Annotated in this window: 28 protein-coding genes; 9 read left to right on the top strand and 19 right to left on the bottom strand. The window is 34.5% G+C overall.

Annotated features, from left to right (window positions below):
- Position 1: 1 nt before the first annotated feature.
- Positions 2 to 1,198: an ROK family protein gene (locus E0W69_RS13120; protein ID WP_131330505.1), complete on the top strand. Its 1,197-nt coding sequence runs from the start codon at positions 2 to 4 to the stop codon at positions 1,196 to 1,198.
- Between the two features lie 68 nt (positions 1,199 to 1,266).
- Positions 1,267 to 1,740, top strand: a complete 474-nt coding sequence (locus E0W69_RS13115) for a ribonuclease H-like YkuK family protein (RefSeq protein WP_131330504.1) — start codon at positions 1,267 to 1,269, stop codon at positions 1,738 to 1,740.
- On the opposite strand, the gene rimM is transcribed toward E0W69_RS13115, so the two are convergent.
- From rimM to E0W69_RS13080, 7 genes are all read right to left on the bottom strand, one after another.
- Positions 1,733 to 2,251, bottom strand: coding sequence for a ribosome maturation factor RimM (gene rimM / locus E0W69_RS13110; RefSeq protein ID WP_131330503.1), 519 nt, complete (start codon positions 2,249 to 2,251; stop codon positions 1,733 to 1,735). The genes E0W69_RS13115 and rimM overlap by 8 nt on opposite strands.
- A 73-nt stretch (positions 2,252 to 2,324) precedes the next feature.
- Positions 2,325 to 2,597: a hypothetical protein gene (locus E0W69_RS13105; RefSeq protein ID WP_131330502.1), complete on the bottom strand. Its 273-nt coding sequence runs from the start codon at positions 2,595 to 2,597 to the stop codon at positions 2,325 to 2,327.
- Between the two features lie 112 nt (positions 2,598 to 2,709).
- Positions 2,710 to 3,990, bottom strand: coding sequence for a tRNA (N(6)-L-threonylcarbamoyladenosine(37)-C(2))-methylthiotransferase MtaB (mtaB, locus tag E0W69_RS13100; protein WP_131330501.1), 1,281 nt, complete (start codon positions 3,988 to 3,990; stop codon positions 2,710 to 2,712).
- A 111-nt stretch (positions 3,991 to 4,101) separates the two neighbouring features.
- Positions 4,102 to 4,701 carry a hypothetical protein gene (locus tag E0W69_RS13095; protein ID WP_131330500.1) on the bottom strand — a complete coding sequence of 200 codons (600 nt, stop codon included), beginning with the start codon at positions 4,699 to 4,701 and terminating at the stop codon, positions 4,102 to 4,104.
- 10 nt (positions 4,702 to 4,711) lie between these two features.
- Complete coding sequence (locus tag E0W69_RS13090; RefSeq protein WP_131330499.1) at positions 4,712 to 5,929, bottom strand: FtsX-like permease family protein; 1,218 nt, start codon at positions 5,927 to 5,929, stop codon at positions 4,712 to 4,714.
- 35 nt (positions 5,930 to 5,964) lie between these two features.
- A complete protein-coding gene (gene rbfA / locus E0W69_RS13085) occupies positions 5,965 to 6,348 on the bottom strand; it encodes a 30S ribosome-binding factor RbfA (protein WP_131330498.1) in 384 nt (127 codons plus the stop codon).
- A 92-nt stretch (positions 6,349 to 6,440) separates the two neighbouring features.
- Positions 6,441 to 6,920, bottom strand: a complete 480-nt coding sequence (locus E0W69_RS13080) for a DUF6702 family protein (protein WP_131330497.1) — start codon at positions 6,918 to 6,920, stop codon at positions 6,441 to 6,443.
- 68 nt (positions 6,921 to 6,988) lie between these two features.
- Between E0W69_RS13080 and E0W69_RS13075 the strand changes: the two genes are divergently transcribed.
- Both E0W69_RS13075 and E0W69_RS13070 read left to right on the top strand, forming a co-directional pair.
- Entirely contained in the window at positions 6,989 to 7,714 is a 726-nt protein-coding gene (locus E0W69_RS13075; protein WP_131330496.1) for a HupE/UreJ family protein, read from the top strand.
- On the top strand, positions 7,632 to 10,013 hold the full coding sequence (locus tag E0W69_RS13070; RefSeq protein WP_225321254.1) for a M1 family metallopeptidase: 2,382 nt from the start codon (positions 7,632 to 7,634) through the stop codon (positions 10,011 to 10,013). Before E0W69_RS13075 ends, E0W69_RS13070 begins: the two co-directional genes overlap by 83 nt.
- A gap of 282 nt (positions 10,014 to 10,295) precedes the next feature.
- Here E0W69_RS13070 and E0W69_RS13065 read toward each other — a convergent pair whose 3' ends face one another.
- The 8 genes from E0W69_RS13065 to E0W69_RS13030 form a co-directional block, all read right to left on the bottom strand.
- Entirely contained in the window at positions 10,296 to 11,777 is a 1,482-nt protein-coding gene (locus tag E0W69_RS13065; RefSeq protein ID WP_131330495.1) for an NHL domain-containing protein, read from the bottom strand.
- Between the two features lie 4 nt (positions 11,778 to 11,781).
- Positions 11,782 to 12,384, bottom strand: coding sequence for a phage tail protein (locus E0W69_RS13060; RefSeq protein ID WP_225321253.1), 603 nt, complete (start codon positions 12,382 to 12,384; stop codon positions 11,782 to 11,784).
- A gap of 188 nt (positions 12,385 to 12,572) precedes the next feature.
- A complete protein-coding gene (gene tsf / locus E0W69_RS13055; RefSeq protein WP_131330494.1) occupies positions 12,573 to 13,412 on the bottom strand; it encodes a translation elongation factor Ts in 840 nt (279 codons plus the stop codon).
- A 131-nt stretch (positions 13,413 to 13,543) separates the two neighbouring features.
- Positions 13,544 to 14,437 carry a 30S ribosomal protein S2 gene (rpsB, locus tag E0W69_RS13050; protein WP_131330493.1) on the bottom strand — a complete coding sequence of 298 codons (894 nt, stop codon included), beginning with the start codon at positions 14,435 to 14,437 and terminating at the stop codon, positions 13,544 to 13,546.
- 100 nt (positions 14,438 to 14,537) lie between these two features.
- The gene (gene rpsI, locus E0W69_RS13045) at positions 14,538 to 14,927 is read right to left on the bottom strand and encodes a 30S ribosomal protein S9 (RefSeq protein WP_131330492.1); all 390 of its coding nucleotides are present in this window, start codon (positions 14,925 to 14,927) and stop codon (positions 14,538 to 14,540) included.
- Between the two features lie 50 nt (positions 14,928 to 14,977).
- Complete coding sequence (gene rplM, locus E0W69_RS13040; protein WP_131330491.1) at positions 14,978 to 15,421, bottom strand: 50S ribosomal protein L13; 444 nt, start codon at positions 15,419 to 15,421, stop codon at positions 14,978 to 14,980.
- 153 nt (positions 15,422 to 15,574) lie between these two features.
- Entirely contained in the window at positions 15,575 to 16,165 is a 591-nt protein-coding gene (locus E0W69_RS13035) for a pseudouridine synthase (RefSeq protein WP_225321252.1), read from the bottom strand.
- Between the two features lie 5 nt (positions 16,166 to 16,170).
- Positions 16,171 to 16,410 (bottom strand): hypothetical protein, encoded by a 240-nt coding sequence (locus E0W69_RS13030; RefSeq protein WP_131330490.1) that lies wholly within the window; start codon positions 16,408 to 16,410, stop codon positions 16,171 to 16,173.
- Between the two features lie 19 nt (positions 16,411 to 16,429).
- Here E0W69_RS13030 and E0W69_RS13025 point away from each other — a divergent pair, with 19 nt between their 5' ends.
- The gene (locus tag E0W69_RS13025) at positions 16,430 to 17,704 is read left to right on the top strand and encodes a glycosyltransferase (RefSeq protein WP_131330489.1); all 1,275 of its coding nucleotides are present in this window, start codon (positions 16,430 to 16,432) and stop codon (positions 17,702 to 17,704) included.
- Here the strand turns inward: E0W69_RS13025 and E0W69_RS13020 are convergent.
- Positions 17,693 to 18,187 (bottom strand): SixA phosphatase family protein, encoded by a 495-nt coding sequence (locus E0W69_RS13020; RefSeq protein WP_131330488.1) that lies wholly within the window; start codon positions 18,185 to 18,187, stop codon positions 17,693 to 17,695. The two genes, E0W69_RS13025 and E0W69_RS13020, sit on opposite strands and share 12 nt — an antisense overlap.
- Before the next feature lie 119 nt (positions 18,188 to 18,306).
- On the opposite strand from E0W69_RS13020, the gene pncB reads away from it, so the two are divergent.
- Positions 18,307 to 19,488, top strand: a complete 1,182-nt coding sequence (gene pncB, locus E0W69_RS13015; protein WP_131330487.1) for a nicotinate phosphoribosyltransferase — start codon at positions 18,307 to 18,309, stop codon at positions 19,486 to 19,488.
- Positions 19,489 to 19,523: 35 nt separating this feature from the next.
- Here the strand turns inward: pncB and E0W69_RS13010 are convergent, their stop codons facing one another.
- On the bottom strand, positions 19,524 to 20,420 hold the full coding sequence (locus tag E0W69_RS13010) for an aldo/keto reductase (protein WP_131330486.1): 897 nt from the start codon (positions 20,418 to 20,420) through the stop codon (positions 19,524 to 19,526).
- 64 nt (positions 20,421 to 20,484) lie between these two features.
- On the opposite strand from E0W69_RS13010, the gene E0W69_RS13005 reads away from it, so the two are divergent.
- Complete coding sequence (locus tag E0W69_RS13005; RefSeq protein ID WP_131330485.1) at positions 20,485 to 20,892, top strand: acyl-CoA thioesterase; 408 nt, start codon at positions 20,485 to 20,487, stop codon at positions 20,890 to 20,892.
- 55 nt (positions 20,893 to 20,947) lie between these two features.
- Here the strand turns inward: E0W69_RS13005 and E0W69_RS13000 are convergent, their stop codons facing one another.
- Positions 20,948 to 21,391 carry a hypothetical protein gene (locus E0W69_RS13000; RefSeq protein ID WP_131330484.1) on the bottom strand — a complete coding sequence of 148 codons (444 nt, stop codon included), beginning with the start codon at positions 21,389 to 21,391 and terminating at the stop codon, positions 20,948 to 20,950.
- Between the two features lie 169 nt (positions 21,392 to 21,560).
- On the opposite strand from E0W69_RS13000, the gene E0W69_RS12995 reads away from it, so the two are divergent.
- Entirely contained in the window at positions 21,561 to 22,241 is a 681-nt protein-coding gene (locus E0W69_RS12995) for an SGNH/GDSL hydrolase family protein (RefSeq protein WP_131330483.1), read from the top strand.
- Here E0W69_RS12995 and E0W69_RS12990 read toward each other — a convergent pair whose 3' ends face one another.
- A complete protein-coding gene (locus E0W69_RS12990) occupies positions 22,242 to 22,949 on the bottom strand; it encodes a YggS family pyridoxal phosphate-dependent enzyme (protein WP_131330482.1) in 708 nt (235 codons plus the stop codon).
- 129 nt (positions 22,950 to 23,078) lie between these two features.
- Between E0W69_RS12990 and E0W69_RS12985 the strand changes: the two genes are divergently transcribed.
- A complete protein-coding gene (locus E0W69_RS12985) occupies positions 23,079 to 24,947 on the top strand; it encodes a CocE/NonD family hydrolase (RefSeq protein WP_131330481.1) in 1,869 nt (622 codons plus the stop codon).
- Positions 24,948 to 24,957 lie beyond the last annotated feature (10 nt).

Genomic DNA, 24,957 nt, shown 5'->3' with positions numbered 1-24,957 from the left:
TATGGATAATGCTTTAAAACAAAAGTTGTATTTAAAAACTATATTTAACTTACTATATGAACATCGATATTTATCTGGATTTGATTTGTCAAAAAAAATAGGAAAAAGTCTAACTCTAACTAATTCTGTTATTAGTAAACTGGTCAATATTGGTTTGATAGTTGAAGCTGGTTTAGCAGAGTCTAGTGGTGGTCGGAAGCCTATTGTTTATAGTTTAAATTCCGAGGCTTACTATATAGTAACTGTTTCCATGGATCAATTTTCTGCACAATTTGGTCTTTTAGACTTGGCCAATAATGTAATTTTGCCTATTGAAACGATTAATATAAGTTTGAATACTTGTAGAAATTTGCATGAAATTTTATTATTAAACCTTGAAAAAATTATTTCCTCGTCTAATTTTAAAGAAAAAAGAATTTTAGGGATTGGTGTCGCTATGCCTGGTTTCGTAGATAGCAAAAACGGGATAAACTATTCTTTTGTAAATGAGTTACCTAAAAAAGATACATTAAGAAACTATATTCAAGATAATTTAAACATTCCTGTATTTATAGACAATGACTCTAGTATTATTGCTCTTGCTGAAAAGAAATTTGGATTGGCGAAAGATACGAAGAATGCAATGGTGGTAAATTTTGGATGGGGTATTGGATTAGGAATAATCTCAAATGGAGAATTATATCGAGGTGAAGATGGTTTTGCCGGTGAGTTTAGTCATATTCCTTTATTTAACAATAATAAGATATGTAGTTGTGGCAAAATTGGGTGCTTGGAAACCGAGACGTCTTTCTCATTTATTTTGGAAAAATTGATGTCTTTCATTGATGAGGGACGTCCTAGTCTTCTTGCTAAGAAACTAAGAGAAAATGAGAATACTGCTAATCTAGCAGCATTTTTTCGAGCCGTAGAAAGTGGTGATTTATTATCTTTGGAAGTATTGTCCGAAGCTGCCTACAATATCGGGCGTGGAATTGCTATTTTAATTCATATATTTAATCCTAAAAAGATTATAATTAGTGGAAAAGGTGCTTTACTAGGGAATATTTTATTACCGCCAATTCAACAGGCAATAAATGAACACTGTATTAATAGATTAGCCTCTAACATTACATTAGAAATTTCTCAGTTAAAACAAAATGCAGAGTTGATAGGTGCGGCTTGCCTTGTGGTTGATCATATGAGTGAAAATTTGTTTTAATAAAAAATTAATATTGATTTCTTTCATCATTCTATCAAAGAATACTTAACTTCAAGAAACCTTTTGATATGAATTGGAAGAGATTTAATGGCGAGAGCATTCAATTGCCGATTGTCAATGCTGTTGAACATACTTTGATCAAGGAACAGGAAAAAGGGAATCATTTAAAAGTATGTATCGGTACCGACAGTCAAGTTAAAGGACTTACTACAGAGTTTGCCACTGTAATAGTATTTCTAAGAGAACATAACGGTGGGTTTATGTTCATCCACACAGAAAAAACGCAAAAAAAATTTCACATTAAGGAGCGAATGTTGGCTGAAGTGACCATGAGTATTGAGGTCGCTTACCAACTATGTGATCTATTTATCCAGTACAATGTAGATATGGAAGTGCATATGGATATTAATACCAATCCCCAATTTAAAAGTAACAGTGCATTGAAAGATGCAATGAGCTATATTTTGGGAATGGGATTCGTATTTAAGGCCAAACCAGATGCATTTGCAAGTAGCTCCTGTGCCGATAAAATGGTTAATTAGCTAAATACACCTCCAAAAGCCCATCAGGAAGATTCGTGATGATTTCTTTTTTCTGATGGTCAACTTGTATAATTGTTTCCTTGTGTAAAGGAATCAGTACTTCTTTACCCTCTAAGGTTATCCGAGCCAATACTTGATGCGGTTGGTCGATGATTTCTTCGATTGGTGCCAGTGAGGTTTTATTATCCCAAAGTTGATAGCCAATCAAGCTAATTGGGTTGTTTTTGCCTGCTAATTTTTCGAAATCAACTTGAGTTAGCCACACTTTCTTTTTAAGTAAAGGAGTTGCGGCTTCTTTTGTCTCTATCTCTTCAAATTTAAGAATGGTTTCTTCTGTGTTTTTAGGATTGGATTGGAGTACAAACCAAGGTATTTTTTGTTTATTCATATTTTCAATAAACAAAGCTTGTATATTTTTAAAATTCAATTTTTTGGAAAGTGCGTGCGCAAGTACAACCTCGCCGTTGATACCATGTGTTCCTACGATTTTTCCAATTTCTATATAATCCATTTTTTATTTTTGAGAAAGTAGATTGCTTTTAGCTAAAAAAGCTCTGGAAAACCAGAGCTTAGTTTTAAAAATTTTATAATTCATCACTTGATCCACCGTAAAATGATTCCTCATTGTTGGTGTAGACATTTAACCATTTTTGTGCGGCTTCGTCGCTTAATAATTCTACAATGTCAAAAATTTTGTCTGTCTTTTTTACCCATTGCATACTCATTTCATTTTCATAACGTACGACATACATAGCATAATCTGATACGACTTTGACTTGAATGAGTGTAAGAGGTGCGTCCTCTACTAATTGCACGATGTAATAACAATCCGGTTCCAATAACGAATAACTGTACATCTATAACCTCCTTTTTATCAAATAACTAAATGTGTGTTTCTTACGAAACGATGAAAACCTCTTAAACAAATATAATTGTTAGAAATAAAGAATAAAAATTTATTAGGTAAATTTATCTCAAATTCCAGTCAACAATATTGTTTGCCCAATCTTCTTTATACGGTGCTGTTACCCTAATATAATTATCCGTATAACCTTCCATCATTCCGTTTTTATTTTGCTCTTCGAAGAGCACTTTTCTTACTTCCTCTCTATGAGATTCTGTGAAGTACTGCATCTTTTTGTAAGAAAGATTGCGTAAAACTTTGTTTCGTTCATGTCTTACATGCATCGGTACGATCGGCTCAATTTCCAATGCTTTGGTACGAGCTCTTTCCGAATACGTAAATACATGAAAATAGGAAACATCTAAATCATGTAAAAAATCATGAGTCTCTTGAAAATGCGCTTCACTTTCTCCCGGAAAACCAACAATTACATCTACACCAATCGCACAATCTGGCATGACCTTTTTAATATGTTCCACACGTTCTTGATACAATTCTTTTTTGTATCGGCGTCGCATATTACCCAAAATCTCATTGCTACCACTTTGTAATGGAATATGAAAATGCGGCATGAAATTTTTGCTATTGGCGACAAAATAAATGATCTCGTCTGTCAATAAATTGGGTTCAATAGACGAAATTCTAAATCTATGAATTGCATCTTGTTGGTCAATCGCTTTTATTAAATCCAAAAAAGACTCTTCAGTCTTTTTGTTACCATCTGGACCTTTTCCAAAATCTCCTAAATTGATCCCAGTTAAAACAATTTCCTTCACATTTCCAGTTGCTGCAATGGAATCAATATTTTCCAATACGTTGTCAATATGGTTGCTACGGCTTTTGCCACGTGCCTGCGGTATCGTGCAAAAAGCACAAGTATAATCGCATCCGTCTTGGACTTTTAGGAATGTACGTGTGCGATCATTGAGCGAATAGGAAACATTAAAACCAGTTACATCTGCAATCTCGCAACTCGATATTTTAGTAGAATCGCCTTTGGTTAATTCTTTCAGATGTTCGGTTATGTTGAATTTTTCGGCAGCACCTAACACTAGATCGACGCCGGGAATTTCTGCAATTTCTTTAGGTTTCAATTGGGCGTAACATCCCGTAATGACAACCATACTTTCTGGTGCTTTGCGTTGAATCCTGCGAACAATTTGCCTACATTCTTTATCTGCATTTTCCGTAACGGAGCAAGTATTGATAACGTAAACGTCTGCTACGTCGTCAAATGATTTTTTCTCAAAACCATCCGCTTCCAACATTCTAGAAAGGGTAGATGTTTCCGAAAAATTCAATTTACAGCCCAGTGTATGAAATGCTACAGATTTATTTTTTTCCATGATTGAGTCTGCAAAGGTACAATAATTTGATTATTTGATGATTTGGAAATTTGTTAAGGAATACATTTAACCAAATACACCATTTGCAGGATTTGAAAGCTATGGATATTTCTATAGAATCGGCTTGTCTCTTTTTACAGAAGAGGTATCTATTATTACTTGTTCGGAATTATAGGCTTCAATAGCATCCTTGACGATTTTGTAACTATACGTATTCCTACCTTGTAATGTTTCAAATATTCTAGGATTGTCCCGCACTAGATATTCCAAATTTTGTTTGCCATTGACTTTAGAATATTGATAACTACTAGCATGTACTTGCAATAAGGGGGATCCTGCTTTTTGTGCCATCCACAGTTTTATAGAAATAAAATTGCCATTGGCTTGTGTCGTATTGTAAAATTGTTCGTACAGATTGATTTTTCCTGAAATTATTTTTGTTAACCAAAGGGTTTTACCATCCATTTTTTTTTGTTCATAATAACATTTATCACTCGCATCATAATAGCCTATGAACATAACTGGATCCACCGCATACGTCTCATCGTCTGTGGAGACGAAACGTAATTCCCCCATAAATTTCTTTTTGAATTTACCGTAAATCGTATCGTTCCCATTTGCTGTCACGAGATAATCCAATTTGTTTTTATGTTTTTGTGCAAATATTTGTGTGGAAAATAGTGCAATAAATAAAACGAATATGTATTTCATTGTAAATGAATTAACTTTTTAAAGAAAAATCTTGTTCGGATGCTTTTTTAGCAGGAATCCATGATGCTAATACTGCCACAAATAATACAGTTGCTCCGACAAGAATAAAATCTCCGACAGATAATACGATAGGGTAATAATCTATCAAGAAGCTTGTGCCGCCCAATTTAACAAAATGGAATTTCTGTTGTAGTAAACATATTGTTAAAGCTAGCAACATTCCTATTACGCCACCGACAACACCTAATAAAATGCCTTCTTTTAGGAAAATATTTTGAATAAGTCGCTTGTCGGCACCGAGTGCTTTCAGTATTGCGATGTCTTTCTTTTTTTCCAAAACCAACATGGTCAATGCGCCGATCATGTTAAATGCTGCAATCAATAAAATGATAGAAAGAATGGCGTAAATGATCCATTTTTCCATTTGCATAATGGTAAATAAACCTGTATTTTGTTGAAATCTTGTTTTAACTGCATATCTATTTCCAAAAAGTCGTTGTAAATCTCCTTGCGTTTTATCTAGTTGAGCCGCATTTTTAACCTTGATTTCCAATGCGGAATATTCAGAATCCGAAATATTCAACATGTATTTTACAAAACCAATATTGGTAAATGCATATTTGTTATCAAACTCTTCTTGTACTCGAAAGGCTCCTGTTTGCCCCATTTCAAAAGAAACCATGGCAGATTGTACATCCGAAAAATTTTCCGCTTCTGCATTGGGCATATAGATCGTTAACGGCACGGGAGATTTAAAACTGGATTGCAAGGCATTTTGAATACCATATCCCAATATAATATCTGGTGCATCCGTGCTTCCCAATAAATAACTACCTTCTACGATATGATGTTTGATATTAACCACATTCGCATAATGATCATCTACGCCTTTTAGGAAAACGATATTTTGATAATCTCCATTTTTTAATACTGCTTTCTCCTCCAACATCAAACTGTAATCCGCAATATTACCAATATTATTAAGCTGATGTATTTGAAAAGAATCGAATTTGATTAATTTACCTTTTACTGGTTCTACACGCAAATCGGCATAAAAATCTCCATAAAGTGATTTGACCAAGCCTTCAAAACCATTAAAAACACTCAAGATAATAATGAGCGAGGCTGTTCCCACCGCAATGGCTATCATGCTTATCCAAGAGATAATATTGATAACATTGGTTGTTTTTTTTGATTTGAAATAGCGCCAGGCAAATAAAAGTTGCATCTATCAGTATCCGAATGGTATTTGAGGAGAAAATATTATGCGTTGTCTTGATTTTTGATATTATCATCTTCCTTTTTGATTTGTTCGAATAAGTCTTCCATACGAAATACATTATCCAAAGTATCATCTTCGTAATAATGAATTACCGGAATACGACGTAATTGATGGCGCATTTTTTCAGATAAAAGTTTTTTGATTTCCCAAGCGCGATCTTCTACTTTTTTCAAAGCTGCTGCCTTATTTTCAATTTTAAAAAAACTTACATATATACGCGCTTCCAATAAATCCGGCGTAACTTTTACGTCAGAAATAGAAATTAATCCACCTTCATACATGGAGAGACCTAGATGTTGGAAAATCTCATTCACATATTCCTTAATTACACTCGCTACTTGTCTTTGACGTTTTCCTTCTTCCATGATTGATAATTTAGAGTGCAAAATTAATCACTTTGCGGACTTATCAAGTTGAATTTAGATAAAATTGGCAAACTATTCTATTTCAATGCGTTTTAAAAGGAAAAATGCACCGTATTTTCAGGTGCTTCCATTTTGCTTGATTTACTTTCTGGACCATTTTCGACACGTATCATATTGATTTGTTCCTTTTTGTAATCATATAATAAGGTATTGAAAACGTCGCATTTTTTTATGGGCGTGACTTTGTCCGTTTCGAAATAACACCAGATACTTTCGTTTTCTTGTTCGTATCCAATGAAATGCAGATTGCTCACTTTGCCATTGGTTTTGATTTGTAATCTTTTTCGGATATATGCATCTATCCAATTGTTGATCAAAGCTTTATCTTTCGGATGTAAAATGTCAAATATTACATTTGGGTGATTTTTTCTCAACGTATTTTCTAAATCATCTGTAAAAATACGGACACTTACTTCAAGATTTTGGCTTTTCGGAATGTATTTGATTTCCGTCATGGAAACAAAAAACGGATGCATGAGCCAAGAGAAAATGTAAATGAAAAGTAAATGCATGAAATGAATTGTATTTGAGCGTACAATTTAATGCCTTTTTGGTTAATTTTACAACTTAAGAAACGTGTATGGATGAGTTTTGGATGTTTTTGACTACAGGGATTGGACACATTGCTGATTTTAAAGGAATTGATCACATATTATTTATTTCTGCTTTATGTTTGAAATATGTGTGGAGCGATTGGCGAAAAATCTTAATTTTAGTTACGGCATTTACCATTGGACATTCGATTACGTTAGCCTTGAGTGTATTAAATATTTTAAATATTCCCACAGTTTGGACGGAGTTTTTAATTGCTTTGACGATTTTGATTACGGCATTGGCAGATTTGAAAACTGAAAATTTGAATGAGAAAAAATATCCGTTGATTTATTTCTTTGCATTATTTTTTGGTTTTGTTCATGGCATGGGATTCAGTACACTTTTGAAAAGTATGCTCGGGCATGACCAGCAGATCATCAAGCAATTATTCGCGTTTAACTTGGGATTGGAATTAGGACAAATATTAATTGTCGCGTGTTTATTAAGTGTATTGACCTTACTTGCCTATCTGGGAATTGATCGTTATAAATCCAAAATTTTCTTTTGCGGAGCGATTGCTGCGATTGCATTAGAAATGTGTTTGGAACGACTTCCATGGAAACAAAAAGAGGATAACACGATATTTTTGAATCATAAATTTCTTCCTACAAATATTAATTTAAATGAAAATGAAACATTCTGTTTGGCAACAGATGATGGGATTCGGAGCGTGCATATTGTGCTCGATGCCAATTGTTGCACAAAACATTAAAAACAATCCGACCTCTAATCACGGAAATGCATTCGAACAATTAGGAACCATTTTACCGACACCTAATAGTTATCGTACCGCAAGTGGAGATGTCGGACCTAACTATTGGCAACAAAGAGCAGATTACGATATTACTTGTAATCTTGATCAAAAAAAATTGGTACTAAATGGGGAAGAAAAGATCACTTATTTCAATAATAGTCCTGGATCATTGAGCTATTTGTGGTTGCAATTGGATGAAAATGAACATAGTTCGGTGAATAATGCCAATTATCAAGATCCATCGCATATCAGCAAACAAAATATCATGGATGCCAATGCTTTGGCAAAAATGGAAGAGTCTGATGCCGATAATGGATTGGGCGATCATATTATTTCGATTACAGATGCAAGCGGAAAACCTTTGCATTTTGTCATCAATAAAACGATGATGCGTGTTGATTTACCAAAAGATTTGCCTGCGAAATCACAATTTGTCTTTCATGTAAAATGGGATTATAAAATTACCGATCGAATGAAAGAAGGCGGTCGTGGCGGTTATGAATATTTCCCTGAAGACAAAAATTACTTGTTTACCATGGCGCAATGGTATCCAAGATTGTGTGTTTATAGCGATTTTCAAGGGTGGCAAAATCATCAATTTACAGGAAGAGGAGAATTTGCTTTGACTTTTGGAAATTTTAAAGTGAAAATGACCGTTCCTGCAAATCATATTGTAACGGGTACAGGAACTTGTCAAAATTATCAAGATGTACTAACTGCTGCGCAAATGAAACGTTGGCAACAAGCACAGACGGCCAAAGAGCCTGTCGAGGTTGTCACCTTAGCAGAAGCAAAAGCTAATGAGGTCATAGATGCAGGAGCAAAAACAAAAACTTGGATTTTCAATGCGGATAGCGTGCGTGATTTCGCTTGGACATCTTCCAATAAATTTGTTTGGGATGCAATGCCAACTTACGTGGCAAATAAGAAAATCATGTGTATGAGTTTATACAGCAAAGAAGCGTATAATCTTTATCGCAAATTTTCAACTAAAGTTGTGGCCCATACCATCAGAAGTTATTCTCATTTTACCATAGATTATCCATATCCAGTTGCACAAAGTATAGAAGCTTCTAACGGTATGGAATATCCAATGATCTGTTTCAATTACGGAAGAACGGAAAAAGATGGTTCGTACAGTGAAGCAACAAAAAATGGAATGCTCGGCGTAGTAATACATGAAGTTGGACATAATTTCTTCCCAATGATTGTCAATAGCGACGAAAGACAATGGACTTGGATGGATGAAGGTTTGAATTCCTTTGTTGAATATTTGACAGAAGAATTGTATGACAATAAATTCCCAACACGTAAAGGAGGTGCTTACAATATTATTGACTACATGAGTCTTCCAAAAGATCAATTGGAACCTATTATGACCAATAGTGAAAATATCGTACAATTTGGACCAAATGCGTATTCCAAACCAGCAACTGGTTTGAATATCTTACGTGAAACGATCATGGGACGCGAACTTTTTGATTTTGCGTTCAAGACCTATGCTGAAAGATGGAAATTTAAACATCCAACTCCTGCTGATCTATTCCGTACAATGGAAGATGCAAGCGGGGAAGATTTGGATTGGTTTTGGCGTGGTTGGTTTTATGATATTGCGCCTTGTGATATTTCTTTGGATAGCGTTTCTGCATTCAAATATGATGGCACAGGTAAAGTTGCAGGAAGAATTAAACCATCAAAATCTGTGGATGCTCCAATACTTCCAAAATATGATGATATATCCAAAATCAGAAATAGAGAAGATAAAAGCATTCATTTCTTGACGGATCAAGATACCTCCTTACAAGATTTTTATTGGAAATACGATCGTGGCATTATCATGTATGACTCTACGGTAAAAGTTCCTGAAACCAAATATGAATTGGAAGAATTGACTGGTGAGGATAAAACGGATTGGAAAAATAAATTCATATACGAATTACATTTTACCAATAAAGGTGGTCTAGTTATGCCGGTAATTTTGAAATTCAATTATGCGGATGGTACAAGTGAAATCAAAAGAATCCCTGCACAGATTTGGAGAAAAAATGAAAAAGAATTTTCTAAAGTGTTCATTTTTAACAAAGAAGTTAATTCTATTTTGTTAGATCCATATAGAGAAACTGCAGATATTGATGAGTCAAATAATACTTGGCCAAAAATATCAGAACCAACAAAATTGGAATTATTTAAAATGAAAAAAGAAGCACGTGGACAATCTACAGGATTGAATCCAATGCAAGCGTTTAAAAAATCATAAGTAATATGTTTTTCAATTAATAAAAATAGCCCCGATAGAAATACCGGGGCAATTTTTTGTTTTTATGTTATCCGCATAGCAGATAACATAAAATAAATATAAGGGTTAAGAGTTGAATTTTATATTCATTTCAATAAGAAATGTAGGTGTTTTTCTTAGGCTTTACATTCTTAAATCTGAACGAAAATAATAAGTTATGCACTGCTAAAGAAAATAGTAAAGGGACAAATAGGGGACAAACGGATTCTTTATATAACTATTTGAATGCCAAATTGATATATTCTATTTTTTTACAAATTTTAGATTCTGCGAAACTTGATTTCCTTCTAAAATTTGAAAAATATACATTCCACTATGTAAATTAATAATCGTAATAGTCGCATTTTCAGATCCAATAATTCCAGATTGAACCATTTGTCCAGATAAAGAAATGATTCGATAGGAATCACCAACTTTCGCATTAGACAGATGTATTTGGTCAATTACTGGATTGGGATATAATTTTACTATAGGCTTATTTTGAAATACATTGATACTGATAATCGATGAATATTTTGATTGTCCATCTAAGTCAGTTTGTTGAATTCTGTAATAATTCGTTCCCATTGTATAATTCTGATCATCCAAAGAGTAACTATATCCATTTCCCGTGCCATTCGAAAAGTGAGATGGTACAAAGGCTAAATTAATCCAATTTTTTCCATCGGTACTTCTTTGTGGCGTAAAGCCTTTGTTGTTAATTTCGGTTGCGGTTGTCCAGGAAAGTTTGATATTGTTTTGCTGATAAAAGGCGGTGAAATTTTCCCATGTAACTGGTAATGTTAATACAGACGCGATTTGGTATAAGCTACTATTCGATGGATCTGCTAAAAGTAAATCATTTCCACTTGTTGTAAGTGCGGAAATAGCAGGAATGCCAGCCATAGAAGTTATTGTGCCTTTAGTATCTATTTTTTTTAAAGTACCCTTACCTCCACCGCCAACATATACATTACCATCATTGTCCAAAGCTATACTATTCGTTGCTCCAAGTCCTCCATCTGTCGTATCAGTCGTTCCATTTCCCGCAACGGTTGAAATGATATTGCTCGCGAGATCAATTTTTCGAATGCGTCTATTGAGCATGTCCGTGAAATAAAGTTGATTCTCATGAATTACTACATCTGTTGGGCCATTCAAATTGGCACTTTTTGCATCTGCATTATCACCAGAAAATCCTGCTGTTCCATTTCCTGCAATGGTAGAAATGATACCTGCAGACGTGATTTGTTTGATTGTATTTTGACCTCCGTTTGTAACATAGATATTATCATTTGCATCTAGTGCTATTGCTCTTACTACTCCAATGGAAACTCCTTTCGTATCAACAGACTGGATAATATTGGTTGATAGGTTTACCGTACGTATTTTGTTGTTTCCGAGATCTGCAATATATAAAATACCATTTTGAATGGTGATGTCTGTTGGAAAATTCAGTTGTGCACTTGTAGCAGTACCTCCATCACCAGAGTAACCAGACGTTCCTAACCCTGCAAAAATGCTTTTAGTTCCATCTGTTCCAATTTTAAGGATGACATTTTTTCCACCAGTTGATAAGTATATATTTCCGTTATCATCTACCGCAATACTATTGGGCGTACCAATCCCTGTACTGGATGTTTGCGTTGTGCTATTTCCAGCAATAATTGTTGGGGTTTGTGCAAATGTATTTTTAATGATAAATGAGAGTGATCCTAACAAAACAAATGATATAATTGATTTCATGCTTTTAATCTCTTGAAGGAAATATTCCACTTACACAAATGATGAAATTTATACCAGTATATGGTGGTAATATATTTACTGCTGTTCCATTTCCTGTAGTTCCAATAGATTGTGAAGAAATTGTCGCATTAGGAGCATTTGTCGAATATTGACTACGTAAAGGTATTAGGTCTGCAGAAAGTGGAACCGAAAGTGTATTGCCTGCTGGTTTTAAACTATCTGTAGCATTACCATCATATACATTGAAAGTGTGTGTATGGGCAGGTAGATTAGATGTTGTTAAAGTAACAGTTGAAGCTCCTCCTGTTCTTCCTGTTTGTATATTACTTCCTGCGCCATTTCCCATTCCTATTGGAAATCGCCCTCTTAAATCTGGAAGTGCAAAAGTCGAACTCCCATTTCCTCCATACATTGTACCAAGAAGTGAGAATAGTGGGGCGTTTCCGTTAATTGGCAGTATGCTACCATCGCAAAATGCCCAACCACTCGGTGCAAAATTTCCTGCAAACATGCGTATTTCTCCTACATATGCGTACTGGGCTTTGATTGAATTGGAGAGTAAAAAGCAAAATATAAATGCCGTCGTGAAATGTAAAGATCTTTTCATTGTTTCTTAATATAGCTGAGGTGTAAAACTATTTTACAACTAAGGAAAGATGAAATTCTCGGCGGGACAAATAGGGGACAAACGCTATATGAATTATAATTAATTGATTTATATGTATTTATATATAAAAAAGGTTTTCGTTAAATATTTAACGAAAACCTTTTTTATATTTTTTCTTATTAGAAAAACTATCCTAAAGCAACACGTTTGAATGAAATAACATTCAAATCTTTGTTTACACTTTTGATATAATTTTCAACAGATAAAGAAGCATCTTTTACAAATGGCTGAGCCAATAATGTATTTTCTTTAAAGAATGCGTTCAATTTACCTTCAGCGATTTTTTCTATCATTTGTTCTGGTTTGCCTTCCATTTTAGGATCTGCTTTCATTGTTTCAATGATCAAACCTTTTTCATGTGCTACTGTTTCAGGAGCGATTGCTTCTGGAGAAACAGCAAGAGGATTTAATGCAGCAATTTGCATCGCAACATCTCTACCTACTTCTTCAGCATCAGCAGTAAGACCTACTAATACACCGATTCTGTATGCACCGTGGATATAAGAAGCAACATAAGGAGCTTCAATAATATCCAAATGCGTTACTTCGATTTTTTCACCGATAGATGCTAATTTATCACTGATCAAATCTTCTACTTTTTGACCATTTACAGAAACTGCATTCAATTCTTCAATTGTAGCTACGTTATTACTAACAGCAGCATCTGCAATAGATTTTACGAATGCTACGAAATCTTCATTTTTAGAAACGAAGTCAGTTTCGCAACTTACGCTTACGATATATCCTTTTTTGTTATTAGCTGTAGTTTGAGCGATGATAACACCTTCTTTAGCTTCTCTGTCGCTACGTTTAGCAGCTACTTTTTGACCTTTTTTACGTAACCAGTCGATAGCAGCTTCGAAATCTCCGTTAGATTCAACCAATGCTTTACGACAATCCATCATACCTGCGCCAGTTGCTTGACGCAATTTGTTAATTTCAGCTGCAGTAATTGTTGCTGTAGACATAATATTAATCTCCTTGGTTTTTTAGACCGTTTAAATTTTTATATAAATGAAAGACAAAACCTTATGAGGAAGTAAAATTCGCCCATAAGGTTTGCTACATCAAATAAATTGTATTATCTAATGTTTATAATTTATTTTTTAGCTGGACCTTGTTGAGGGCGACGGCTTGCACCACCTGGTACACGACGTTTAGCTGCTCCACCATTGTTACCACCTTGACCTCTACCGCCACGAGAAGCGCCATTACCTTCTGCTTCTGCTTCTGCTTGAAGGCGAGCTGCTTTCTTTTCAGCTTCGTTATCGATTTCTTCATCATCGTCATCTTTCGCTGCTTGACGTTCTGCCAAACCTTCAGCGATAGCTGCAGTGATATAGTTAGTGATAATAGCGATTGATTTTGTAGCGTCATCATTAGATGGGATAGCAAAATCCACTTTATTAGGATCACAATTAGTATCAACCATACCGAAAGTAGTGATACCTAATCTTTTAGCTTCAGATAAAGCGATATGTTCGTTACCTATGTCAACGATGAACAATGCGGCTGGAAGGCGACCCATAGTAGCGATACCACCTAAAACTTTGTCCATTTTATCTTTATCACGGCTTAAAGTAAGACGTTCTTTTTTAGTTAAGCTTTCTGCGTTTGTATCAGCCAACAATTTGTCGATACTTTGCATTTTCTTAACGCTTTTGCGTACAGTGTTGAAGTTAGTCAACATACCACCCAACCATCTTTCTGTAGCGAAAGGCATGTTTACTTTTTTAGCGCAATCAGCAACGATGTCTTTAGCTTGCTTTTTAGTAGCTACAAACATTATTTTTTTACCGCTTTTTGCGATTTGTTTCAATGCAGCTGCTGATTCTTGAAGACCGTCAACTGTTTTGTTAAGATCGATGATATGGATTCCTTTTTTCTCAGCGAAAATGTATGGTAACATTTTAGGATTCCATTTCTTCTTCAAGTGTCCGAAGTGAACACCAGCATCTAAAAGCTGTTGTTGTAAAGAAGTATTTTGTTCCATTTATTTTGAGTCTTTTTGCTATCAGCAATATGCTATTAGCATTTGTGATAAAATTATTAGAATTTCCTTTAATTGCTTAAAGGGAGAATTAAGTACAATATTAACGTTTGCTAAATTGGAAGCTACGACGTGCTTTCTTGTGACCAAATTTCTTACGTTCTACGCTACGTGCTTCACGAGTAAGCAATCCTGCAGCTTTCAACGCTGGACGTAATTCAGAATCTGTTTCGATCAATGCGCGAGCGATACCTAATTTAGCCGCTTCTGCTTGACCTTTAACTCCACCACCTTGTGCGTTGATAGAAATATCATATTTATCCAAACCTTCTACCACTTTAAGAGGTGACTCAACTTGATTTTGTAAATATGCTAATGAGAAATATTCTTTATAGTTTTTGCCGTTTACTGTAATAGCTCCAGTACCTTTTGCGATGTACACACGAGTTACAGCTTCCTTACGACGACCAACTGCATTTTTTTGTTTTTCCATTGAATACGAATGTTATAATCTCAGAAATATTCTTTGACTAAATGATTTAATTAGAATTTAAGATCTTGTGGTTTTTGTGCTGTATGTGGATGTACTTCTCCAGCGTAAACGAAAAGTTTACCATACATTTTACGACCCAATCTGTTTTTTGGAAGCATACCTTTGATAGCTCTTTCCAATAAAACTTCTGGACGACGTTTCAACAAGTCTTTTGCTAATTCTTCTTTCAATCCACCAGGATATCCTGTGAAATGGTCATATACTTTATCATTCATCTTGTTACCTGTAAGTTTAACTTTTTCGGCATTGATGATGATTACGTAATCTCCACAATCTACGTGAGGTGTGTAATACGCTTTGTTTTTACCACGTAAGATCGCAGCGATTCTAGCGCTGATACGACCTACGGTTTGATTAGTACCGTCAACAACGTACCAGTTACGCTGAACGGTAGCCGCATTGGCATGTTTGGTTGTGAAATGTAAGTTACTCATTTTTTAAAATTTTGTTCGATGCTATCCCACCGAATTTTTTAATTTGGAGTGCAAAGGTCAGATATATTGTTGATATTTGATACAAGTTAAGTGCAGTTATTAATTTGTATCTTTGTAAACGATTGATTTTCAATAAAAAAAATGACTAATTTTTTATTTTATTAGCATTTTGTAGGCCATTTCTCTACTGATTTCTTTCATCTTGCCAGAGGTAAGTTCTTCTAATTGCAATTTTTCTATAGAAAAACGTAATAATCTTAAGGTTGGAAAACCTACAGAAGCGGTCATTTTGCGTACTTGTCGATTTTTTCCTTCTATCAATTGTAAACTGATCCAAGTGGTTGGTTGCTCTTTTCTGAAGCGAATAGGGGGATTTCGTTCATCTATATTTACATTATCCAAAATAGTACACACTGCTGGCAAAGTTTTGTATTTACCCGATTTTAAACTAATCTCAACGCCTGTATTCAAACGCTGTATTGCATCTTGCGTTATGTCACCTTCCACTTGTACCCAATAAACACGGGGATGTTTAAATTTTGGATTAAGCAATCGATGATTGAGATATTTATCGTTTGTCAATAGTAACAAACCTTCACTATCATAATCCAAACGGCCAACTGGATATACATCAGCTGGTACATTGAAATAATCTTTCAACGTTTTTTTCCCTTCTTCAGGAGAAAATTGAGATAAAGTTTGGAATGGCTTATGGACGATGTAATACTTCAGCGGGTCTGCCAATAGAATTAATTTTTATTTACGATAAAAACAAATGGTTTTTCTGGCTCGCTGATAATTTGTTTTATCCGAAATGGACGATTGATCAATTTATAACGATTCAAATCTAGAATTTCATTGGCAATACAAAAGTTGTCCATGCTCTCCGCATAGAATAACATCCTAGTTAGACTCTCAACATAATCTTGTAGTTGCTCGTCTGTATAGATTTTGTCTCTTGTGATTACCAATAAATCTCTATCCTGCATACGTTGTAAAATTTATCCGATGGGCTTCTTGGCTGCACAGCCGCAACCTGCTAAACCTCCACCTTTAGCTGAGGCACATGATGTGAATGCTACTGCTAATGTAACTAATAAAATTAAAATGCTTAAAAATTTCCTGTTTGTCATAGTGTTTTTGAAATATGTAATTATTTTTACGGTATTTATTTTGGGCAAAGCTACACATAATTCTAAAACATTGTTACTCTCTCCATTGGATTGGGGATTAGGTCATACAACGCGATGTATTCCCATTATTCAGTATTTTATTGAAAATCATTGGGATGTAGTGATTGCTTGCACATCATATAGTAATTCATTTTATATATTACAGCAAGAATTTCCACAGATAAAATTTGAAAATTTACGTGGTTACGGTATTACGTATACTGGAAAACGAAAAACGTTTGCTTGGAAAATGATGTTACAAATTCCCAGAATTTTGCGGGCAATTGCAAATGAAAAAAGATGGCTTAATAACTATATAAAAACCCATTCTATTGATCTCGTTATTTCAGATAATCGGTATGGATTTTCTACGAAAAAAGTTCCTTCCATTTTTATGACACATCAGCTTGAGATGATTATGCCTTTTCAATGGTTGAAAGTTTGGGTGCAAAAAAGGAATTATTCTTACGTTAATCAATTCGCACAATGTTGGGTGCCTGATGCTGCAGGTGTTGTGAATATCGCAGGCTCCTTGTCACATCCTAAGTATTTGCCCAAAATTCCACTAAAATACATTGGACCGTTATCTCGCTTGGGTAAAAAGAAAACACAAGATTTTAAATATCGTTTTTTGTGTGTTATGTCGGGGCCGGAACCACAGCGTACAATTTTGGAAAATAAATTAATTGAAGTCGCCACGCAAATGAAAGGCAAATTTTTGTTTGTTCGTGGACTACCAAATGCTACAGATAAATTAGAAGTTCCCACCAATTGCGAAGTAGTTTCCCATCTTTCAAATGAAGATATGAAATTGGCTTTTGCTCAATCCGAATTTATAGTTTCTCGATCAGGTTATACAACTGTCATGGAATTATTAAGTTGGAATAAGAAATCCATTTTAATTCCGACGCCAGGACAGACGGAACAAGAATATTTGGGTAAATATTTAATGTCGTCTCAATTAGCCTTTTCATTCGAACAAGAAAATGTGGATTTTGTGAAGAAAATTAATGAAGCCCAACAATTTTCTTTTCAAGATTTACCCATGGATTACGATACATATAAATATGCCATTAGGGAAAGCTTGCAAGACTTGTGTTTAGATATATAGTTTGGGATAATCGAAAAACCAGAATTTTTTGTGTGCTTTGGGGAAATTTTTCCAAGTATCGGTTTCTATTTTAACGCCAAATACACCACAAGTTGGGACATTATCTACGTGCACATTGGTCAACTCATTCACAAAATCAGTCAATCCTGTATTGTGTGTAAATAAGATTATGGAAGAAAAAGGTTCAGGTAAATTTTTGACAATTTTTAGCATTTCATCGCTATTAGCATCGTATAAATGGTCAAGAAATAAAACTTCTGACATCTTTTTGTCAAAGACATTCAGGAAAAATTTACATGTTGAGCGTGTTCTTTTGCATGGACTAGAAACAAATAGCTGTGGGCGTACGCCACGAGAAAAAAGTTTTTGCGCCATAACTGGAGCATCTTTTTTTCCTCTTTCATTTAATGGACGATCAAAATCAGCGAGAGAAACGTCTGCCCAGCTACTCTTGGCATGCCTAACCAAAATTAATTCCTTCATGTAAGTTCTAGATTTTACAGCCCCAAAAATAATGGAATATTCCAATTATATCTTGCTCAAATTTTTTTCTTGAGAATCAAGTTTTTTGCACAATCAATGCAAATTGCTAAGTTTGAGTGATGGAAAATTACCCATTTAGCTTTGTCTCTATACTAGATAATGATTTCTATAAATTTACGATGCAATGCGCTGTTATCAAATTGTACCCTTCTGCAATGGCGCATTACGAATTTATCAATCGCGGACAGCATGCATTTCCAGAGGGTTTTGGTGTAGAATTACGTAAGCATATTGATGCAATGGCTGGACTACAATTAACCAAACAGGAAAAAGAATTTTTACGTGTTAATTGTCCTTATATTAATCCTGCTTATTTAGATTTTTTGCAAGGCTATCACTATGATCCATCAGAAGTTACAATCAAGCAAGAAGGTGCACAAGTAACTGTTGATGTAAATGGCTATTGGTATCGAACTATCTTATGGGAAATTCCAATTTTATCTTTAATAAGTGAACTATACTATAAAATGTCTCATTTGGAACGCGTCAGTGATGAAGAGATTATTGCCAGAACTGATGAAAAAATGTCTTTGTATAAAGATTTGAATATTACCGTTGCTGAATTTGGAACTAGAAGAAGACATTCGTATGAAGTGCATAGAAAAGTTATGCAAGCCTTGATGAAATTTAAAGGAGAAGGTTTTGTGGGTACAAGTAATGTGCATCTTTCAATGTTGCATGGAATGAAACCAATAGGCACGCATGCACACGAATGGTTTATGTTTCACGCGGCTAAGTATGGATTTAAAATTGCCAATTCTATTGGGCTAGGAAGATGGGTGGATGTTTATCAAGGAGATCTAGGGATAGCCTTGACGGATACGTATACTACGGATGTATTTTTCAAACAATTTGATAAACTATATGCCAAATTATTTGATGGTGTGCGTCATGATAGCGGCGATCCTATTGAATTTGCACAAAAAACCATTGATCACTATCATTCAATGGGTATCAATCCTTTGTATAAAACGATCGTTTTTTCGGATGCCTTAAATCCAGAAAAAGTAAAAACAATCACAGAATATTGCAAAGGTAAAGTGGGATTTTCCTTTGGTATCGGTACTGATCTTACCAATGATACCGGGCTGAGACCTATGAATATAGTTATGAAACTTTTGAAAGTAAAAACTTTACATCACGATTGGACGGAAACCGTCAAGCTTTCAGATGAAAGAGGAAAATATACAGGTGATCCTAAAATGATCAACTTAGCAAAGGAAATTTTGAATATAGATTAGAATAAAAAAGCTTGCCAATTGGCAAGCTTTTTTATTTAACGATGTTGGCTGTATTTCAACGGATATAAATGATCTGCAAGTTCCTTTGCTAATTGTTTGAATTCGTTTCGGATACTATAAGCATGCAGGATGGAATCCAATTGAGCTTGTGTTCTTATTCCAATCGCCGCTGATGCTAACGCTGGTGCGGAAAGTACAAAACTAATCGCGACAGCGGTTGCAGTATCTTTGCCATTAGTTTGCTTATGTATAAGATTTTGAAAATCTTTAATTCCTTTTTCCGTGTGGTCTAAGTAAGCTTTTGCAGGTTTGTCTACTAATAATCCACTTGCCAAGGTACCACGAGAAAGTACACTAATATTATTTTCCTTTAACAAGCCCAACATCGCTTCTTCTGGTCTACGATCTAAAAGACTATATTGCATCATCACACTTACTATATGGGATTTTTGGACATATTCTCTAATTACATTTGGACGAATGCTGCTAATGCCATATTCCAATATTTTGCCTTTTTCTTTCAATATTTCAAAGGCTTCAATCGTTTCATCTATATTGTCTTCCAGTGTCCCGCCATGTAATTGGTAAAGGTCAATATAGTCCGTTTGTAATCTTTGCAGACTATTGTCGATTTCTTTAAGTATATATTCTTTTGTAGGATTCCAATCCCAGCCAGTTACATCAGCTCTCCATTGATTGCCTACTTTGGTCGCAAGTATGATTTCTTTTCTTTTTTCCTTAACTGCTTTTCCTACTAATATTTCGTTGTCACCTTTGTCATACATATCCGCAGTGTCAAAGTAATTGATGCCCTGATCTATTGCGGAGTGAATTATGTTAATATTTTCGGACTCGATATTTTTTAAAGACATACATCCAAATCCTATTTCACTAATCTTTATATTTGATTTTCCTAAAGTGTTATATTCCATATAATTTTTATTTTCTAGAAAAATGAAAGTAAATTTTATTAATTGAATTGTAAATTAAGAAATTATGTTTGAAGCGACAACTCAGATACGTGTACGATATGCCGAGACGGATAAAATGGGTATTGTTTATTATGGAAATTATCCAACTTATTTTGAAGTGGGTAGGGTAGAGGCAATACGTGGTTTGGGGTACAGTTATAAGCAAATGGAGGAAGATGGTATTATGATGCCCGTCGTTGATATGAAAATCAAATATTTACGTCCTGCTATGTATGATGATTTACTTACGATAAAGACGCAGGTGCGTCAAGCTCCGTCACATCGTATTGTTTTTCATTCGGAAATACTAAACGCTGAAGGTAAAATATTAACTAAGAGTGAGATTACCTTATTTTTTGTCAGTTCCAAAACCTTTGAAAGGGTTAGTACTCCCAAAGTTTTATTAGATAAAATGGTAGAATTCTTTGATTAAAAAGAAAAGGTCGTTGATGATTCAACGACCAAGTCATCATTCTAAATTTATATATTTATAAAACCTTACTGATTAATTTATCTTTTTTATAAAGAAATGGTATAAAAATAGCGGCCAAAATGCCATTGATTGCTAAGATTCCAGAAAGTTCTTCTCTAAATTCTACGGTTTCTTTAAAGATGGGAGATCTTACAACACCACTAACTTTATAGATTGCAAAAGCGGTAATGGCTAAAAAAACTATACCAAATACGGTGCTTGCTGATCCTTTAAACAATCTTTTGAATCCGTAGTAAAATACACCACATATCAAGAGTAAAATTACACAACCCATGATAATCGATGATACATTGATAATAGCGGATAAATTGTATCTAGTGAAATATCTGAATAACATATCAAATGCTAAATTGATATAAACTGCAGAAATGCCTACAAATAAACTGGTTAACATACATTTTGTAAATGTGTCATAGTTCAAATCAAATTCCTTTTTCATAATAGAATAATTTATTGGTGAATGAATGAATTTGTAGCTTTGAGGCGGAGCAGGAATATCAATTGTAGTATTGATGCTGATGTTTCGTAGTGTTGTGCTACATATATAGGACTTCAGATGAGAAATGAAGTTTAATCTCTAACGTTAATAGACTCTTAAAACATAATTTATGGTAAGAAAATGGTTGTTTGTTGCTACGATCACTTTGGTTGGAAAATTGAATGCACAGACGGAAAAAGATTGGGCGCAATTTAATAAATATGAAAAGTCGAATGATCTAGTTAAAATATTACCTCAAAGGGAGCGCAATGTTGTGTTTATGGGTAATTCTATTACGGAAGGCTGGTATAGATTTGACAGTTCATTTTTTATAGAAAATAAATATATAGATCGTGGTATCAGTGGTCAGACAACCTCGCAGATGTTGGTTCGTTTCCGAAAAGATGTAATTGATTTACACCCCTCTTATGTTGTGATACTATCTGGAACGAATGATATTGCGCAAAATCAAGGATTTATTTCTTTGGAAAATATTTTAGGAAATATTGTTTCTATGTGTGAATTAGCAGAAGCACATAAAATTAAACCTATCATTTGCTCTGTTTTGCCAGCTTATGATTATCCATGGCGAAAGGGATTGTCTCCCAATGAAAAAATTCCCGCATTGAATAAAATGTTGGAAGCGTATGCAAAAGAAAAGAAGTTTACTTATGTAAATTATTTTCCCAAAATGGCAGATGATAAAAACGGAATGCAAACCAAATTGACCTATGATGGCGTACATCCCAATAAAGAAGGATATATAATTATGGAAAAAGTATTGCTGCCCATCTTAAAGAAATTACGCTAATTATTTAGCGTAATTTCTATTTCCAAATATAGCGGAGCCGACTCTTACAATGGTACTTCCTTCTTCAATGGCGACTTCCAAATCATGGCTCATACCCATGGAAAGTGCACAATTCTGAGGTAGCAAATTTTGGGCTTGGGCTTCCTCTTTTAATTTTCTTAAAATTTGAAAACAAAATCTAGTACCTTCTGGATTTTCTGATGGTTTACCGATCGTCATTAATCCTGTGATTTGGATATTTGGAAGTGCTTTAATCTGTTGAATCAATGCAATTGCATTTTCTGGTGAGACGCCCGATTTGCTATCTTCTTCTGAAGTATTTACTTCAATGTATATTTCCATTGTTTTATTTTCACTTACCAATTTTGCGCTTAATTTTTGTGCAAGATCAATACGATCGACAGATTCAATACAAGTAACATATTTGATAATTTCCTTGATTTTATTGGTTTGTAAGTGTCCTATAAAGTGTCGTTCAATATTATAGTCTTTTAGTTCCTCCCATTTCTCAGTATATTCTTGTACTTTATTTTCCCCAATTAATTTTTCTCCAGCATCCAATGCAATTTTGATCGTATCTGCATCTTGCGTTTTAGTCGCCAATAGCAAACGAACATCTTCTTTATTCCTGCCGGCTTTTAAACAAGTCTCAGCTATTCGTGTATATATATGTTGAAGATTTTGAAGGATGATTTCTTTATTTTCCATATCTAAATGACCATTTTGTGATCATGCGCAAATATAAACGAAGCTGCGTTTTTTTGAAGTGTTATGCTATTTTTATTGTATTTTCACGACCTCAAGTTAAGCTGAAATTAAACTTCTAATATTTAGTTGATGAAAAAAATTGTGTCGCTTTTTTCCGGCATTGTTTTGTTTGCCACTGTGCATGCACAAACAATTGACTCCGCGTGGTTTAGAAATAATTATGAAAAAAAGGAAATTTCTATCCCAATGAGAGATGGCGTGAAATTATTTACCGCTGTATATGTTCCTAAAGATAATAAGGAAAAACATCCGTTTTTAATGACACGCACGCCCTATTCTTGTGCTCCATACGGAAATGAATATCGCGCCTTTTATGCAAATCATTATAAGGAATATTTGAAAGAAGGCTATATCATGGTCTTGCAAGATGTACGTGGTCGATGGATGAGTGAAGGAGAATTTGTGGATGTGCGACCTTATATTGCGGATAAGAAAACGAAAAAAGATATTGATGAGTCTTCCGATACCTATGATACTGTAGATTGGTTGATAAAGAATATTAAAAATAATAATGGAAAAGTCGGTGTATTTGGTATTTCCTATCCAGGTTTTTATTCCACAATGGCGTCTTTATCCAAACATCCAGCAGTGGTTGCAGTAAGTCCGCAGGCGCCGGTTACAGATTGGTTTGTAGGAGATGATTTTCATCATAATGGCGCATTTATGGCGATGGACGCCTTTTCATTTTATTCAAGTTTTGGTAAACCAAGACCTGTGCCGACTACGAAAGGAACCCCTGGTTTTGATTTTCCTACGCAGGATAAATATGGTTTCTTTTTAACAGAAGGAGCTTTACCTAATTTGACAAAATTAATGGGCGACAGTATTAAATTTTGGAATGATTTAATGAATCATCCTAATTATGATAAATGGTGGAAGGAACGCAATGTGCGCAATTTCGCAGAGAATGTGTTGCCGACAACTAATACGATGGTCGTTGGTGGCTTGTTCGATGCGGAAGATTGTTTTGGAGCATGGAGTACATATCGTGCGATAGAATCAAAAGCAAAAAACAACAATAAAATAGTTATGGGACCTTGGTTTCACGGACAATGGGCTGGTCGTGGTAGCGATGGTTCTAATTTGGGAAATGTACAATTTGGTAGTGCTACAAGCGATTACTATGCAAAAAATATAGAAATCCCATTTTTCGATTATTATTTATTAGGTAAAGGAAATATTGATAGTATTAATGAAGCAAATATTTTCTTTACAGGTGAAAATCAATGGCATCATTTTGCAAAATGGCCTCCTGCAGAAGAAAAAGAAACGCCTATTTATTTACATGAAAATAATAGTTTGAGCTTTTCAACTCCAACGGATTCAGAAAAAGAAGCTACGAGCTATATCAGTGATCCATTCAAACCAGTGCCTTATACAGACGGCGTAAAAGCATATCGTACGAGAGAATATATGACCGACGATCAACGATTTGCCTCTTGGAGACCAGATGTATTAAGTTTTCAAACGGAAATATTGGATAAAGATATTACATTGGCCGGTCCGCTAACAGCAGACTTGCAGGTAAGTATTAGCACAACAGACGCTGATTTTGTAGTGAAGTTGATTGATGTATTTCCAGATGATTTTAGTTATTCCGATAAGGATGCGTATGTTATGAATGGCTATGAAATGTTGGTACGTGGAGATGTATTCCGAGGAAGATTTAGGAAAAGTTTGGAAAATCCAGTGCCATTTGCACCAGGAAAAGTAGAAGAGGTAAAATATACCATGCCCGATATTGCACATACATTCAAAAAAGGACATCGTATCATGGTGCAGATTCAAAGTACATGGTTCCCTCTTGTGGATAGAAATCCTCAAAAATTTGTAGATATCTATCATGCAAAAGACAGCGATTTTCAAAAAGCAGAAATTAGTATTCATCATAGTTCTAATGCTGCTAGCAAAATATTACTTCCAATTATTGAAAAATAAATCAAAAAAT

Source organism: Rhizosphaericola mali (genome assembly GCF_004337365.2).
Lineage (GTDB): Bacteria > Bacteroidota > Bacteroidia > Chitinophagales > Chitinophagaceae > Rhizosphaericola > Rhizosphaericola mali.
The sequence above is the reverse complement of the archived record's forward strand: the minus strand, read 5'-3'. Positions and strand labels throughout refer to the sequence as shown.